Origin of the sequence: Pseudomonas farris (assembly GCF_019145235.1) — a bacterium.
Classification (GTDB): Bacteria; Pseudomonadota; Gammaproteobacteria; order Pseudomonadales; family Pseudomonadaceae; genus Aquipseudomonas; species Aquipseudomonas farris.
The window spans coordinates 496,381-509,777 of record NZ_JAHSTV010000003.1; the positions used below are offsets into that span (position 1 = coordinate 496,381).

General features: G+C 59.7%; 13 protein-coding genes. 9 read left to right on the forward strand and 4 right to left on the reverse strand.

The genetic code is table 11. The features are described from left to right. Nucleotides 1–237 precede the first annotated feature (237 nt). A complete protein-coding gene (locus KVG95_RS08465; RefSeq protein WP_217855629.1) occupies nt 238–2,313 on the forward strand; it encodes an AsmA family protein in 2,076 nt (691 codons plus the stop codon). Between the two features lie 140 nt (nt 2,314–2,453). Here KVG95_RS08465 and KVG95_RS08470 read toward each other — a convergent pair whose 3' ends face one another. Next, a complete protein-coding gene (locus tag KVG95_RS08470) occupies nt 2,454–3,386 on the reverse strand; it encodes a LysR substrate-binding domain-containing protein (protein WP_217855632.1) in 933 nt (310 codons plus the stop codon). A gap of 122 nt (nt 3,387–3,508) precedes the next feature. Here KVG95_RS08470 and KVG95_RS08475 point away from each other — a divergent pair, with 122 nt between their 5' ends. The 3 genes from KVG95_RS08475 to KVG95_RS08485 all read left to right on the forward strand — a co-directional run bounded on the left by KVG95_RS08475 (nt 3,509) and on the right by KVG95_RS08485 (nt 5,450). Next, nucleotides 3,509–4,147 carry an FMN-dependent NADH-azoreductase gene (locus KVG95_RS08475; protein WP_217855634.1) on the forward strand — a complete coding sequence of 213 codons (639 nt, stop codon included), beginning with the start codon at nt 3,509–3,511 and terminating at the stop codon, nt 4,145–4,147. Continuing rightward, nucleotides 4,148–4,453, forward strand: a complete 306-nt coding sequence (locus tag KVG95_RS08480; protein WP_007903452.1) for a DMT family transporter — start codon at nt 4,148–4,150, stop codon at nt 4,451–4,453. Nucleotides 4,454–4,559: 106 nt separating this feature from the next. Continuing rightward, nucleotides 4,560–5,450 carry an esterase/lipase family protein gene (locus KVG95_RS08485; RefSeq protein WP_217855636.1) on the forward strand — a complete coding sequence of 297 codons (891 nt, stop codon included), beginning with the start codon at nt 4,560–4,562 and terminating at the stop codon, nt 5,448–5,450. A gap of 113 nt (nt 5,451–5,563) precedes the next feature. Here the strand turns inward: KVG95_RS08485 and KVG95_RS08490 are convergent, their stop codons facing one another. Next, the gene (locus tag KVG95_RS08490; protein WP_217855638.1) at nt 5,564–6,451 is read right to left on the reverse strand and encodes a DMT family transporter; all 888 of its coding nucleotides are present in this window, start codon (nt 6,449–6,451) and stop codon (nt 5,564–5,566) included. A gap of 97 nt (nt 6,452–6,548) precedes the next feature. On the opposite strand from KVG95_RS08490, the gene KVG95_RS08495 reads away from it, so the two are divergent. From KVG95_RS08495 to KVG95_RS08505, 3 genes are all read left to right on the forward strand, one after another. Beyond that, the gene (locus KVG95_RS08495) at nt 6,549–7,337 is read left to right on the forward strand and encodes an AraC family transcriptional regulator (RefSeq protein WP_217855640.1); all 789 of its coding nucleotides are present in this window, start codon (nt 6,549–6,551) and stop codon (nt 7,335–7,337) included. Between the two features lie 72 nt (nt 7,338–7,409). Beyond that, the gene (locus tag KVG95_RS08500) at nt 7,410–7,715 is read left to right on the forward strand and encodes a PsiF family protein (protein WP_217855642.1); all 306 of its coding nucleotides are present in this window, start codon (nt 7,410–7,412) and stop codon (nt 7,713–7,715) included. A 232-nt stretch (nt 7,716–7,947) separates the two neighbouring features. Beyond that, nucleotides 7,948–8,961: an AI-2E family transporter gene (locus KVG95_RS08505; RefSeq protein ID WP_052965889.1), complete on the forward strand. Its 1,014-nt coding sequence runs from the start codon at nt 7,948–7,950 to the stop codon at nt 8,959–8,961. A gap of 135 nt (nt 8,962–9,096) precedes the next feature. Here KVG95_RS08505 and KVG95_RS08510 read toward each other — a convergent pair whose 3' ends face one another. Then, nucleotides 9,097–10,371, reverse strand: a complete 1,275-nt coding sequence (locus KVG95_RS08510) for an Hsp70 family protein (RefSeq protein ID WP_217855644.1) — start codon at nt 10,369–10,371, stop codon at nt 9,097–9,099. Nucleotides 10,372–10,668: 297 nt separating this feature from the next. Here KVG95_RS08510 and KVG95_RS08515 point away from each other — a divergent pair, with 297 nt between their 5' ends. Then, nucleotides 10,669–11,616, forward strand: a complete 948-nt coding sequence (locus KVG95_RS08515; RefSeq protein WP_217855646.1) for a DnaJ C-terminal domain-containing protein — start codon at nt 10,669–10,671, stop codon at nt 11,614–11,616. A 24-nt stretch (nt 11,617–11,640) separates the two neighbouring features. Then, complete coding sequence (locus KVG95_RS08520) at nt 11,641–11,946, forward strand: chaperone modulator CbpM (RefSeq protein WP_095052922.1); 306 nt, start codon at nt 11,641–11,643, stop codon at nt 11,944–11,946. A gap of 134 nt (nt 11,947–12,080) precedes the next feature. On the opposite strand, the gene KVG95_RS08525 is transcribed toward KVG95_RS08520, so the two are convergent. Then, on the reverse strand, nt 12,081–13,208 hold the full coding sequence (locus KVG95_RS08525; RefSeq protein ID WP_217855648.1) for a sensor histidine kinase: 1,128 nt from the start codon (nt 13,206–13,208) through the stop codon (nt 12,081–12,083). Nucleotides 13,209–13,397 lie beyond the last annotated feature (189 nt).

Here is a 13,397-nt window from a genome sequence, read left to right on the forward strand (position 1 = left end):
TTTTTTGCACTGAGGTGGGTATTTTCGACCCACTCTCGCCTCGCAAAAGTGCGGGTGCGGTAACGCCGGATGAGGGAGCAGTGTGGCCACGACCGATTATTTGAGTGTTAAACGGCTATTCGGTTAAACCTGCACGCCATTTCCCAGTCCTAGATGTCATGGCAGGCCGGATCTGGCCTAACGTTTCATATGTGCGTCGCTGTCCGGGCGCTCAGTCGTATTCAGGAGCCCTGTGCAATGACGCGCACTCGTAAAATTCTTGCCTGGACCTTTGCCAGCCTCGTTGTCCTGCTGGCCGTCCTGGTGCTGATCATCGCGTTCTTCGATTGGAACCGGATCAAACCGCCCCTGAACGCCAAGGTGTCCGAAGAACTGCAACGTCCATTCGCCATCAATGGCAACCTTGCGGTGGTCTGGCAGCGCCAGCCTGACGAGGGCGGTTGGCGAGCCTGGGTGCCGTGGCCGCATGTGGTGGCCGAGGATCTGAGCCTGGGCAACCCGGACTGGTCGAAGCAACCGCAGATGGCCACCCTCAAACGTGTCGAGCTGCGTATTTCGCCATTGGCTTTGCTCGCGCAGCGGGTGGTGATCCCGCGTATCGACCTGACTGAACCCAATGCCGACCTGCAACGTCTGGCTGATGGTCGCGCCAACTGGACGTTCAAGTTCGATCCCAAAGATCCCGACGCCGAGCCTTCGAACTGGGTGCTGGACATCGGTGCCATCGGCTTCGACAAAGGCCACGTCATGCTCGACGACCAAAAGCTGAAGACTCAGCTTGATCTGCTTATCGACCCGTTGGGCAAACCGATTCCGTTCAGCGACATTGTCGGAGACAAAGCGGCAAAAAAAGCGGTTGAAAAGGGTGGTTCGCCACAGGATTACGCCTTCGCACTGAAGGTCAAAGGCCAATACCACGGTCAGAATCTTGTGGGCCAGGGCAAGACCGGCGGCTTGTTGGCTTTACAGGACGCCACCAAGCCGTTCCCGCTTCAAGCGCAAATGAAGATCGCCGACACCAGCGTCGAACTGGCCGGTACGCTCACCGATCCATTGAACCTCGGCGCCCTGGATTTGCGCCTGAAACTGGCCGGGGCCAGCCTGGGTAATCTCTATCCACTGATTGGCGTGACGCTGCCGGATACTCCGCCTTACGCCACCGACGGGCACTTGGTTGCCAAGTTGAACGAGCCGGGCGGGGCGGTGTACCGCTATGAGGCGTTCAATGGCACCATCGGCGAGAGCGATATCCATGGCAACCTGACCTACGTTGCGAGCCAGCCGAGACCCAAACTCAGCGGGGCGCTGGAGTCCAATCAACTGCTGTTTACCGACCTGGCCCCATTGATCGGTGCCGATTCCAACGCCAAGCAAAAGGACCGCGGGGGTGAAAGCAAGCAGCCGGCGGATAAGCTGCTACCAGTCGAGGAGTTCAGGACTGAGCGCTGGCGCGATATGGACGCCGACGTTGAATTCACCGGCAAACGTATCGTCCACAGTGCAAAACTGCCGTTCACCGATCTCTACACCCATGTGGTGCTGACCGATGGCGTGCTTAGCCTCGAGCCCCTGCGTTTCGGCGTGGCCGGCGGCAATCTGGATGCACAGATTCGTCTGGACGGGCGCACCGAGCCTTTGGAAGGCCGGGCCAAACTGACGGCGCGCAAGTTCAAGCTCAAGCAGCTATTCCCCACCCTGGAGCGGATGAAAACCAGTTTCGGTGAGCTTAATGGCGACGCCGATCTTGTCGGTCGTGGCAACTCGGTGGCCAAGCTGCTGGGCACTGCCGACGGCAATTTGAAGATGCTGATCAATGACGGCGCGATCAGTCGCGAGTTGATGGAGTTGGCGGGGCTCAACGTCGGCAATTATGTAGTGGGCAAGATCTTTGGTGACAAGGAAGTGAAGATCAATTGCGCGGCGGCCGACTTCGAGATCAAGGCAGGTCTGGCGACCACGCGGCTGTTCGTTTTCGATACCGAGACCGCGATCGTCTACGTCGACGGCACGGCAAACATGGCGACCGAGCAACTGGACCTGACCATCTCCCCGGAATCCAAGGGCTGGCGCTTGATTTCGCTGCGTTCGCCGCTGTATGTTCGGGGCAAGTTCATCAAGCCGGATGCGGGCGTGAAACCGGTGCCGTTGATGCTGCGTGGGGCCGGGATGGTTGCACTGGGTGTGATTGCCGCGCCGGCGGCGGGCTTGCTGGCGTTGATAGCCCCCAGCGCTGGTGAGCCCAATCAGTGTGCGCCGTTGCTGGAGCAGATGAAGGCGGGCAAGGCGCCGGTGACGGTTAAACCTACCAAGTAACTTTCGGCGTCTGTGAAGACGCCATCGCGAGCAGGCTCGCTCCCACAATGGACCTGTGTTTACAGGAAAAATGTGGGAGCGAGCCTGCTCGCGATGGCGATATGCCCGACGCTACAGATCTTTCAGAATGCAATCGAAGCCTACACGGGAATGAGTTCTCCCGAAGGCTGCGATCTTGGCAATAAACCAGACAACCGAGCCTCCTCCTGCAACCACGCAAAAAATGCCCGCACCGGCGGATGCCGTTCACGGCCTGGTACACACAGCGCACTGTATCCGGCCCCGTCGACCTGAATGTCCCCCCGATAAGGCAGCAGCACACCGCTGGCCACACTCTCCGACACCAGAATATTGCTCGCCAGCACCAGGCCTTGCCCGGCGATGGCGGCTTGCAGGGCGTAATGCTCTTCGTCGTATTCACGCACCGCCGGTTGCGCGGCCAGCCAGGTTTCGCCGGACTGCGCGCACCAAGCCTCCCAGCCATGGGCATACAGCTTGGAGTTGTGCCAGCGCACGCTGATCAAGGTAGGTACCCGACTGGGTGCCAAGGCCACTTGTTCAGGCGAGCCATAGACCCCGAAGGACTCGTCGAACAGGCACAAACCATACAGGTTCGGATAATCGTCGAGGCTGTAACGCACCACCAGATCGAGGCTGGCGTCCTGATGCAAATCGATCACTTCGCAGTGAGTGTCCAGGCGCAGGCTGATGTTCGGATGACGGGCGTAAAACCGTCCCAGCCGCGGCACCAGCCAGAGGGCGGCGAAGGCGGCCGTGGTGGAAATCGTCAGGCTCGTGCCGCTGCGTTGCGGGCGCAAGGTATCGACGCTCTGCGCCACTTCCAGCAGGGCGCCGTGCAGGCTGCGGAACAGCCGTTCGCCGCATTCGGTAAGGCGCACCTGCCGTGGCAGTCGTTCGAACAACGGCACGCCGAGCCAGTTTTCCAGGGAGCGGATTTGATGCGAGACCGCCGTCGGCGTCACAGAGAGCTCTTCGGCGGCGGCCTTGAAGCTCAACAGGCGCGAGGCGGATTCGAAGGCGCGCAGGGCAGTCAGCGGCAAAGAGGCAAACATTTTAAAACTCCATGGATGAAATGGATTCATCCAGACTGATTTCTGTTCATTTGAAGATAGGCGGCTGCGCGCTTCAAACTGCACGCCAAGCCGTTTAAGTTTAGCCCTTCAAGGAGATTCAGATGAGCAGAATTCTTGCCATTCACGCCAGCCCCCGTGGCGACCGTTCACATTCGCGGCGTTTGGCCGAGGTGTTTCTTTGCGCCTGGCAGGTCCGCAACCCGCAGTCGCAACTGACCCGCCGTGAAGTCGGTCGGGCGTTGATTCCAGCTGTCAACGAAGCGTTTGTGGCGGCCGCTTTTCATCCGGAACCCGAAGCGCGACCACTGTCGATGCAGGCCGACCTGGCACTCAGCGATGAATTGGTGGGGGAGTTGCTCGGCCATGATCTGTTGGTGATTTCCACACCGATGTACAACTTCAGTGTGCCCAGCGGCCTCAAGGCCTGGATCGACCAGATAGTGCGGCTCGGGCTGACGTTCAATCACACCCTGGACAACGGCGTCGCTCAGTACGAACCGCTGGTGCGGGGCAAGAAGGCATTGATCGTCACCAGTCGCGGCGGATTTGGCTTCGGCCCCGGCGGTGAACTTGAAGCGATGAACCATGCCGATCCATTGCTGCGCACGGCATTAGGGTTTATCGGCATCACCGACGTCACCGTGGTCGCCGCCGAGGGTGAGGAGTCCGCCGAGCGCACGTTCCAGGTGTCCGTGGCCGAGGCCGAGCAGCGTTTGCTGGCGCTGGCCAGGGAGTTCTAGATGGCCTGGTTGTTCTTGTTGATCGCCGCCGGGTTCGAAGTCACCTTCGCCATGGGCATGAAGTACGCCGAAGGCTTCACACGGCTCTGGCCGTCAGTCATTACGGTGGTGGCCGCGGTGGGCGGGATTTACTTCCTGACCTTGGCCATGCGCGAATTGCCGGTGAGCATCGCCTACCCGATCTGGACCGCTATCGGTTCGCTGGGCACGGTGTTTCTCGGCTTTGCGCTGCTCGGCGAAAGCCTGACCGCGCTCAAGCTGGTGTCGGTCGGGCTAATTGTGGCGGGCGTGGTGGGGTTGAAGTAAGCGATGTCATAGACTGGTCGTTGAGTTGTCATCTTGGGTGGCGATGCTTGGCTGATGCCTTGCATCCAGCCTTGCTTCATCTCACCGATCACAAGGATGTTCATCCATGTCGCAAGGTTCCGCCACGCGTTACCCCTTGGTGTTGGTCCCGGGGATGCTCGGGTTTATCCGTCTGCTGCTCTATCCCTATTGGTACGGAATCATTTCGGCGCTGCGCCGGGATGGGGCGACCGTGATTGCGGTGCAGGTCTCACCGCTCAACTCCACCGAGGTACGCGGCGAGCAATTGCTGGCGCGGATCGAGGAGATTCTGCGCGAAACCGGGGCCGAGAAGGTCAACCTGATCGGTCACAGCCAGGGCTCATTGACCGCCCGTTACGCCGCGGCAAAACGCCCGGACCAGGTGGCTTCGGTGACCTCGGTAGCCGGGCCGAATCACGGCTCGGAGCTGGCGGACCATCTGCACACCCATTATCCGGCTGACAGCGCCAAGGGCCGGCTACTGAGCTTTTTACTGTGGCTGATCAGCGCGTTGATGTGTCTGCTGGAAACCGGCTACCGCGGGCCGAGACTGCCGGTGGATATCCCGGCTTCGCACCAATCCCTGACGACGGCGGGCGTGGCGCTGTTCAATCAGCGTTATCCACAAGGTCTGCCTGACACTTGGGGCGGGCATGGTCCGGAAGTGGTCAATGGCGTGCGTTATTACTCCTGGTCCGGAACCTTGCAGCCGGGCAAGACCGATCGCGGGTGCAACCTGTTCGACGGGACTAACCGCAGTTGCCGGTTGTTTGCCAGGACGTTCGTGCACGAGGCGGGGCATTGCGACGGGATGGTCGGGCGTTACAGCTCGCATTTGGGGACGGTGATTGGCGATGAATACCCGATGGATCACTTTGATATCGTCAACCAATCACTGGGGTTGGTGGGCAAGGGGGCAGAGCCGGTGCGGTTGTTTGTCGAGCATGCGGCGCGGTTGAAGGCTGCGGGGGTTTAGCAGTCAGACCGTGTCATCGTTCTTCGCGAGCAAGCCCGCTCCCACAGTTGACCGCGTTTAGACAGGCAACGCCGATCAAATGTGGGAGCGGGCTTGCTCGCGAAAGCGTCAGATCAGGCAACACTCACCTTACGGCCCAACACCGTCGTCCAGCGCTCGGAAAGAATCACCCCACCCAACGTCAACACCCCACCCACCAAGTGATACAGCGCCAACTGTTCATGCAGCACCACCGCCGCAATCAGTGCCGTGATCAACGGCAGCAAATTGAAAAACAGCGTGGTCCGGCTCGGCCCCAGTCGCACCACGGCCTGCATCCACGCCAGCGGCGCAAGCATCGAGGCCAGCAGGCAGGCGTAGAGCACCAGCGGGATGTTCTGCAGGGTCGGGCCGATTTTCGGTGAGGCGAGGAACAGCGGAAACAGCACCACCACCGCGACCAACACCTGCAAATACAACAACACCAGCGGCGGCAAACGCAGCTGCCATTTTTTCAGCAAGGTGCTGTAAATCGCATACGCCAGCGTGGCGATCAGCATCATCGCGTCGCCCAGGTTCACCCCGTGTTCCAGCAACGCGCCAAGGCTGCCGGACGACACCACCACCAAAACCCCCGCAAACGACAACACCGCACCGGCCAGTGCGCCGGCGGTCAGGCGTTGGCCGAGGCTGACAATCGCCATGGCCAGCGACATCAACGGCATCAGCGACAAAATGATCCCCATGTTGGTGGCTGAAGTCAGCGTCGCAGCGAAGTAAGCCAGGCTCTGATAAACCGCCATGCCAAGCACGCCGAGGATGAAAATCCTGCCCAGGTTCGGGCGGATCAACGGCCAGTGGGTGATTACCGGTTTAAGCATGAAAGGCGTGAACAGCAGTGCGGCCAGCAGCCAGCGGTAGAAACCGATTTCGGCGGGAAAGATCGCGCCGACCGCCAGTTTGTTGATCACGGTGTTGCCGGCCCAAATGAGAATGGCCAGCAGGGGGTAAGCGTATTGCATCGGGAAAAACCAGAACGTTAATGAAGGGTGATTATCCGCTTGTCTGAATCAATGCCTATACTTCGATCCAGACAACCTGCCCCTGATTCCGGACAGCATGAACAGCAAACACATCGACCTGCTGGATTTCAGCGAACTGCCGGCCCCGGTCTATTTCCGCTATGCCGACTTCAACACCCACGAATACGCCTCGGCCCACCATCATCCTTGGGGCACCCTCGAGTATTCGGCCAATGGGGTCTTGCACATGGAAATCGGCAGCCGCCGCTTCATGTCGCCGCCGCAATACGCGGTGTGGGTGCCGCCCGGGACCGAGCACAGTTTCTATAGCAATCAGCCGATCAACTATCGCGCCGTCTGTCTCGCGCCGACGCTGTGCCGCGATCTGCCGCAGCAGGCCTGCACCCTGGCGATCAGCGACATTCTCAAGGCGATCCTGAAAGACTTCGCCACCCGCGATGTGAAAATTCCCGAGCACGATGCAGACAAGCGTCTGGCTCAAGTGCTGGTGGACCAACTGCAACAGGCGCCGATGCATGAGTGTTACTTGCCCTACGCCAGCAGCACCGGGCTGCTCGCAATCCTTGAAGCCTTGCAGACCGAGCCTGGGGACAACCGGCCATTGGCGCACTGGGCCGGGCAAATTCACGTCAGCGAACGCACGTTGGCCCGGCAGTTTGTTCGCGAATTGGGCATGAGTTTCGGGGAGTGGCGGCAACGGCTGCGGTTTCTGGCAGCGATCGAAGCGCTGGACAGCCAGCGCAGCATTCAGGAAATCGCCTTCGACATGGGTTACAGCACCGGCTCGGCATTCATCGCGATGTTTCAGCGTCAGGCCGGGTGCACGCCTGAGCAATATCGACGCAGCCACCTCGATAGCAGGTGAACGTGTAACAGGCTTTGTCTACACTCCGAAACGAGGCCGCATCCATCGGTGCGGCAACAAGGAGAACACTCCATGAAGATGTTGCGTGCCCCGTTGTTGATGGTCGGTTTGCTGCTCTGCTCCCAAGGTTTCGCCGCCACTGCCCAACAGAACAAAATGACCACCTGCAATGCCGATGCTACCGCCAAAAGCCTCAAGGGCGACGAGCGCAAAGCCTTCATGAGCACCTGCCTCAAAGCCGCGCCGGCCGCCGATGCCGCCAAGCCAATGACCCCTCAACAAGAAAAGATGAAAACCTGCAACACCACCGCCACCACCCAGGCCCTCACGGGCGATGCGCGCAAAACCTTCATGAGCGAATGCCTGAAGAAGAAATAAGCAGCGCGGTTAGCTCGGGAGGCTTCGTGGCGGTTGTGCTGGCCCCTTCGCGAGCAAGCCCGCTCCCACATTTATTCTCTGGTGGGCACAGATAGTGCGTTCACAGTAGATCCAGTGTGGGAGCGGGCTTGCCCGCGAAGGGGCCAGTAAGGCCGACCGACACAATCCCTAGTGCTCGCCCCGGAACGCTGGCAGACTGCCAATCCTTTTACGTCGTTCGTTTTGAGGCTGTATGTCAGCGTTTTCTCAGCGTCAGGTCTTGTTGTTCATCAGCTGGGTCATCATTTTTGGTGGTTTGCTGCTGGTGCTTCCTCTGCGATTGCTGCCCAGCCTGCTGGCCGGGTTGTTGGTGTTCGAACTGGTCAACATGCTCACGCCGCAATTGCAGCGGCTGATCGAAGGCCGCCGTGCGCGCTGGCTGGCGGTGGCGTTGCTGGGAACATTGGTGGTCAGCGTGCTGGCGCTGATCTTTGCCGGTGCAATCAGTTTTCTGTTGCACGAGGCGGAAAACCCCGGCGCTTCTCTCGATAAATTCATGGTTGTGGTCGATCGCGCGCGTGGGCAGTTGCCGCCGTTCATCGACGCTTATCTGCCGGCCAGTGCCGCCGAGTTCCGGGTGGCCATCGGCGAGTGGATGAGCAAGCATCTCAGCGATTTGCAACTGGTGGGCAAAGACGCCGCGCACATGTTCGTGACGCTGCTGATCGGCATGGTGCTGGGGGCGATCATCGCCTTGCAGCGAGCGCCGGACGTGACCAAACGCAAGCCTTTGGCCGCGGCGCTGTTCGACCGCTTGCACCTGTTGGTCCAGGCGTTTCGCAACATCGTTTTCGCCCAGATCAAGATTTCCCTGCTCAACACTTTCTTCACCGGGATTTTCCTCGCGGTGGTCCTGCCGATGTTCGGGATTAAACTGCCGCTGACCAAAACCCTGATCGTGCTGACCTTCCTGCTCGGCTTGCTGCCGGTGATCGGCAATCTGATCTCGAACACCTTGATCACTATCGTTGGCTTGTCGCTGTCGATCTGGGTGGCGGTGGCGGCGTTGGGTTATCTGATTGTGATCCACAAGCTCGAATACTTCCTCAACGCGCGCATCGTCGGCGGGCAGATCAGTGCCAAGTCGTGGGAGTTGCTGCTGGCAATGCTGGTGTTCGAAGCCGCGTTCGGCCTGCCGGGCGTGGTGGCGGGGCCGATTTATTACGCGTATCTGAAGAGTGAGTTGAAGCTGGCGGGGATGGTTTGATCCCAGAGATGTGTTGCATGTCCTGACGCCTTCGCGAGCAAGCCCGCTCCCACACTCGACCGAGTTCCTCCAGATGGAATGCGGTCGAATGTGGGAGCGGGCTTGCTCGCGAAGCAGGCGCCGCGGTCTTTCAGGTCAATCCATCGGGCCGTAACGCTTGGCCGCTTCAATCGCCAACCCGCTACCGATGCTGCCGAAGATGTTCCCTTCCACATGCCGAGCATTCGGCAACATGGCCGAGACGCTGTTGCGCAGCGCCGGAATCCCGCTCGAACCGCCGGTGAAGAACACGGTGTCCACCTGATCGACCCGCACATTGGCGTCGTTCAACAACTGGGTCACGCTGTTGCGCACCCGCTCCAGCAAGTTGTCGATGGCTGATTCGAACAGTGCCCGGCTCAGTTCCACGCTCAAACCCGGCTCGATCCGATCCAGTGGCACATGGCGGCTGTCGGCGTGGGTCAGCTGGATCTTGGTTTCTTCCACTTCCATGGCCAGCCAATGCCCGGCGCGCTGGTCGATCAGCTTGAACAGGCGATCGATGCCGCCAGTGTCCTCGATGTCGTAACGCATGCTGCCCAGAGCCAGGGTCGACTTCTGTGAGTACACCGAGTTGATGGTGTGCCAGGTCGCCAGGTTCATGTGGTGGCTGGTCGGCATATAGGCGCCGCTCTTCATCCGGCTACCGTAGCCAAACAGCGGCATCAGGCCTTGCAGGCTCAGCTGCTTGTCGAAATCGGTCCCGCCGATGTGCACGCCACCAGTGGCGAGAATGTCATCGTGACGATTGTCGTGGTTGCGGCGCTCAGGCGACAGGCGCACCAGCGAGAAGTCCGAGGTACCACCGCCGATGTCGACGATCAGTACCAGCTCTTCCTTTTCGATGGTCGACTCGTAGTCGAACGCCGCTGCAATTGGCTCGTACTGGAACGAGACGTCCTTGAAGCCGATGGCGCGAGCCACGTCCACCAGGGTGTTTTCTGCTTCCTGGTCGGCCATTTCATCGTCATCGACGAAAAACACCGGACGGCCCAGCACCACTTCCTCGAACTCCCGACCGGCAGCGGCTTCGGCACGCTTTTTCAACTGGCCGATGAACAGGCCGAGCAGGTCCTTGAACGGCATCGCCGTGCCCAGGACGCTGGTGTCGTGCTTGATCAGCTTGGAACCCAGCAGGCTCTTGAGCGAGCGCATCAGCCGGCCTTCGTAACCTTCCAGGTACTCGTGCAGCGCCAGCCGGCCGTATACCGGGCGGCGTTCTTCCATATTGAAGAAGACCACCGAGGGCAGGGTGATCTTGTCGTCCTCCAGCGCGATCAGCGTTTCCATGCCGGGGCGCAGCCAGCCGACGGTGGAGTTGGACGTGCCGAAGTCGATACCACAGGCACGGGCTGGAGATGCGTTTTTCATGTCTTTCAAGTTCCGGTTAAAAAACGGCCGCGCAGTGTATGTCAGAGCGGCGAAGATTCGAAGGCCGACTATCCGTTAAATCGCAGCGCTCAGCGCTTGAAAGATGCCCGATCACCCCCAAACTTCCTTGCATAGACTTGGCAACCCCTGGGGCGACTGCAAGAACCGCGCCCTGCTGCCGATAAACTTCTGATGCGCTGCCCGGTCACAAAGTTGAGATCGGTCAATCCAAACGCTGCAAACAAGAGCATGCTGTGCCTGGCTGCGCGATTTCGATAATGGATGGTGACTCCCTCGATGGACTTCAAAGACTATTACAAAATTCTCGGTGTGGAGCCGACCGCGGACGATAAGGCGATCAAGGCCGCCTATCGAAAGCTGGCGCGCAAATACCACCCCGACGTCAGCAAGGAAAAGGACGCCGAGTCCAAGTTCAAGGATGCGTCGGAAGCCTATGAAGCGCTGAAAAGCGCCGACAAGCGCGCCGAATACGACGACTTGCGCAAATACGGCCACCACGGTCAGCCTTTTCAGGGCCCGCCGGGTTGGCAGAGCCGCGGTGGTTTCGGTGGTGGTGGTCAGGACACGGGCGATTTCTCGGACTTTTTCAGTTCGATCTTCGGCAACCGTGGTCCAGGTTTCAATGGTGGTGGACGGTCGGGTCATAGTGCCGGGCGTCGAGGGCAAGACGTGGAAATGGAATTACCGGTTTTTCTGGAAGAAACCCTCTCGACCGAATCGAAGAAGGTCAGCTTCCAGGTGCCGCATTACAACGCTGCCGGCCAGCATGTCAGCAACACCAGTAAAAGCCTGAACGTGAAGATCCCCGCCGGCGTGACTGACGGCGAGCGCATCCGCCTCAAGGGCCAGGGCGCTCCGGGCATCGGTGGCGGGGTCAATGGCGACCTGTACCTGACCATTCGTTTTGCGCCGCACCCCAAATTCGACGTCGAAGGCGAAAACCTGATCATCACCTTGCCGCTGGCACCGTGGGAGCTGGCGCTGGGGACCGAAGTCGCGGTGCCGACCCTGACCGGCAAGATCAACCTCAAGGTTCCGGCCGGCAGCCAGAATGGCCAGCGCATGCGCGCCAAGGGCCACGGCCTGCTGCACAAGACGGGTCACCGTGGCTATCTGTTCGTGCAGCTCAAGGCAGTGATGCCGAAAAAACTCGACCATGACGTCAAAGAATTGTGGGAGGAGCTGGCAAAAAAAGCCGCTTTCGATCCGCGAGAGAACTTTTGATTTTGAGATAAGGAGTAGCCAATCATGAGCGACCCCGTGATCGTTCTACTGGACCTGGCAGAATTCTGCGAGGCGACCGAACTGTCGGACGTGCACGTGATCGAGATCGTCGAACACGGCATCCTCGAACCTCAGGGAGCCCTGCCCAAGGATTGGCGCTTCACCGATTATGAGCTGGTGCTGGCCAAGCGTGCTGCCAAGCTGCGGCGCGACCTTGAGCTGGAATGGGAAGGCGTCGCCCTGGCGCTGGACCTGCTGGAAGAGGTCCAGCAACTGCGGGCCGAAAACCGCATGCTCAAGCAGCGGTTGGGGCGGCTGGTGGTCGAGTAGTCGTTCTGATGTTTTTGTGTTGCCTTGAGGACGCTTTCGCGAGCAAGCCCGCTCCCACAGGGGATTTGCGGCGCACACAAATCAAATGTGGGAGCGGGCTTGCTCGCGAAGAACGATAACGCGGTCTCCCGCCGTCAGACCTTTCTTGGCAACACCACGGTAAACAACGTGCCATCAGTCTCATTGGAGCTGACTTCGATCGTCCCTTGATGGGCCTTGACCACTTCCTTGACGATAAACAGTCCCAGACCAAGGCTGGTGGTCGGCCCGCCGAGCTCTTCGTCGGCGCTGCGCACCAGCGGATCGAAGATCGTGGGGATTGCCTCGGCTGGAATCGGCGCACCGTCGTTGTGCACAGTGAGCCGAACGCTGTCCGCTTCGCCCCTGAGGGTCAGTTTGACCGCGCTGTTGTTCGAACCGTGTTGCAATGCATTGCCGATCAGGTTCTGCAGCATCTGATTAAGCTTTCGGCCATCCCACACACCTTGGGTATCGCCTTCGACGCTCAACGTCGGATCGCATTGCGGATGAGCAGCGCAGGCCTGAGCAATCGCCTCACGCGCCGTATCGGCCAGATCCATGGGCGCCGGTTCGATCGGCAGGCTCTTGCCCAGGCGACTGCGGACCAGCTCCAGCAAATCGCCAATCATCACCGCCATGTGGCGGGTGCCACGCTTGATGTGGAGCGCACAGGTCAATGCGTCGCCCTCAAGGTTGGTTTTACGCATGAGTATTTCGGTGGACATGCTCACCGCTTGCAGCGGTGCGCGCAGGTCATGGCCGAGGATCGCCAAAAAGATGTCCCGGGAATGATTGACCTGCTCGGCATAGGCCGCGGTAGATTCGGCCAGGGCTTCGTCGATGGCTTCGTTGAACCGGATCATGTCCTGGAAGTAGGCCAGGTCCGGCGAATCCAGACTATTGACCCACAGACGGATCACACACGCGCGCAAATGGCGAAACTCGCTGGTCATCTGCACCAGGTCGAAGCCCACGGTATGCCGCAACTCGCCATGGCTGGCGCCGGCTTCGTCCAGGCTCGGGGTTTTCTCCGGACCTTCGCCCCTGGCTTTTGCCAGCTGTTCACTGGCGGATTGGGGTTTGCTCATGTCCCGTGCGGCGGCCAGCAGGATCGCTTTTGAATGATCGCGCAGGGACACGCCGTCCATGTTGTCGGCCGCGGGGGTGATTGTTCTGGCAAATTGCTCCCATTCATCGACGATACGGTCAACGTGGAACACGATGAACTCGGAAAGGCGCATAAATGGTTACCTGGGCAGGGGAAGGGGAGCAGCGAATCGCATAGTAGCGCCTTTGGGAGGCTGAAAAAAACGACCGTTGATGCGCTGGCACTATCGGAGCCAACGGAGGCGGTATTTATATATTTTCGGCTCCATGATTTTCGAACGGTATCTGCCTTGGCCTAACAGTTATTTGGTCTTTTTTTTGCG

Bases quoted from the DNA above. Each gene is read 5' to 3' on its own strand.
- KVG95_RS08465 (WP_217855629.1), top strand. From the start codon at position 238: ATGACGCGCACTCGTAAAATTCTTGCCTGGACCTTTGCCAGCCTCGTT.
- KVG95_RS08470 (WP_217855632.1), bottom strand. From the start codon at position 3,386: ATGTTTGCCTCTTTGCCGCTGACTGCCCTGCGCGCCTTCGAATCCGCC.
- KVG95_RS08475 (WP_217855634.1), top strand. From the start codon at position 3,509: ATGAGCAGAATTCTTGCCATTCACGCCAGCCCCCGTGGCGACCGTTCA.
- KVG95_RS08480 (WP_007903452.1), top strand. From the start codon at position 4,148: ATGGCCTGGTTGTTCTTGTTGATCGCCGCCGGGTTCGAAGTCACCTTC.
- KVG95_RS08485 (WP_217855636.1), top strand. From the start codon at position 4,560: ATGTCGCAAGGTTCCGCCACGCGTTACCCCTTGGTGTTGGTCCCGGGG.
- KVG95_RS08490 (WP_217855638.1), bottom strand. From the start codon at position 6,451: ATGCAATACGCTTACCCCCTGCTGGCCATTCTCATTTGGGCCGGCAAC.
- KVG95_RS08495 (WP_217855640.1), top strand. From the start codon at position 6,549: ATGAACAGCAAACACATCGACCTGCTGGATTTCAGCGAACTGCCGGCC.
- KVG95_RS08500 (WP_217855642.1), top strand. From the start codon at position 7,410: ATGAAGATGTTGCGTGCCCCGTTGTTGATGGTCGGTTTGCTGCTCTGC.
- KVG95_RS08505 (WP_052965889.1), top strand. From the start codon at position 7,948: ATGTCAGCGTTTTCTCAGCGTCAGGTCTTGTTGTTCATCAGCTGGGTC.
- KVG95_RS08510 (WP_217855644.1), bottom strand. From the start codon at position 10,371: ATGAAAAACGCATCTCCAGCCCGTGCCTGTGGTATCGACTTCGGCACG.
- KVG95_RS08515 (WP_217855646.1), top strand. From the start codon at position 10,669: ATGGACTTCAAAGACTATTACAAAATTCTCGGTGTGGAGCCGACCGCG.
- KVG95_RS08520 (WP_095052922.1), top strand. From the start codon at position 11,641: ATGAGCGACCCCGTGATCGTTCTACTGGACCTGGCAGAATTCTGCGAG.
- KVG95_RS08525 (WP_217855648.1), bottom strand. From the start codon at position 13,208: ATGCGCCTTTCCGAGTTCATCGTGTTCCACGTTGACCGTATCGTCGAT.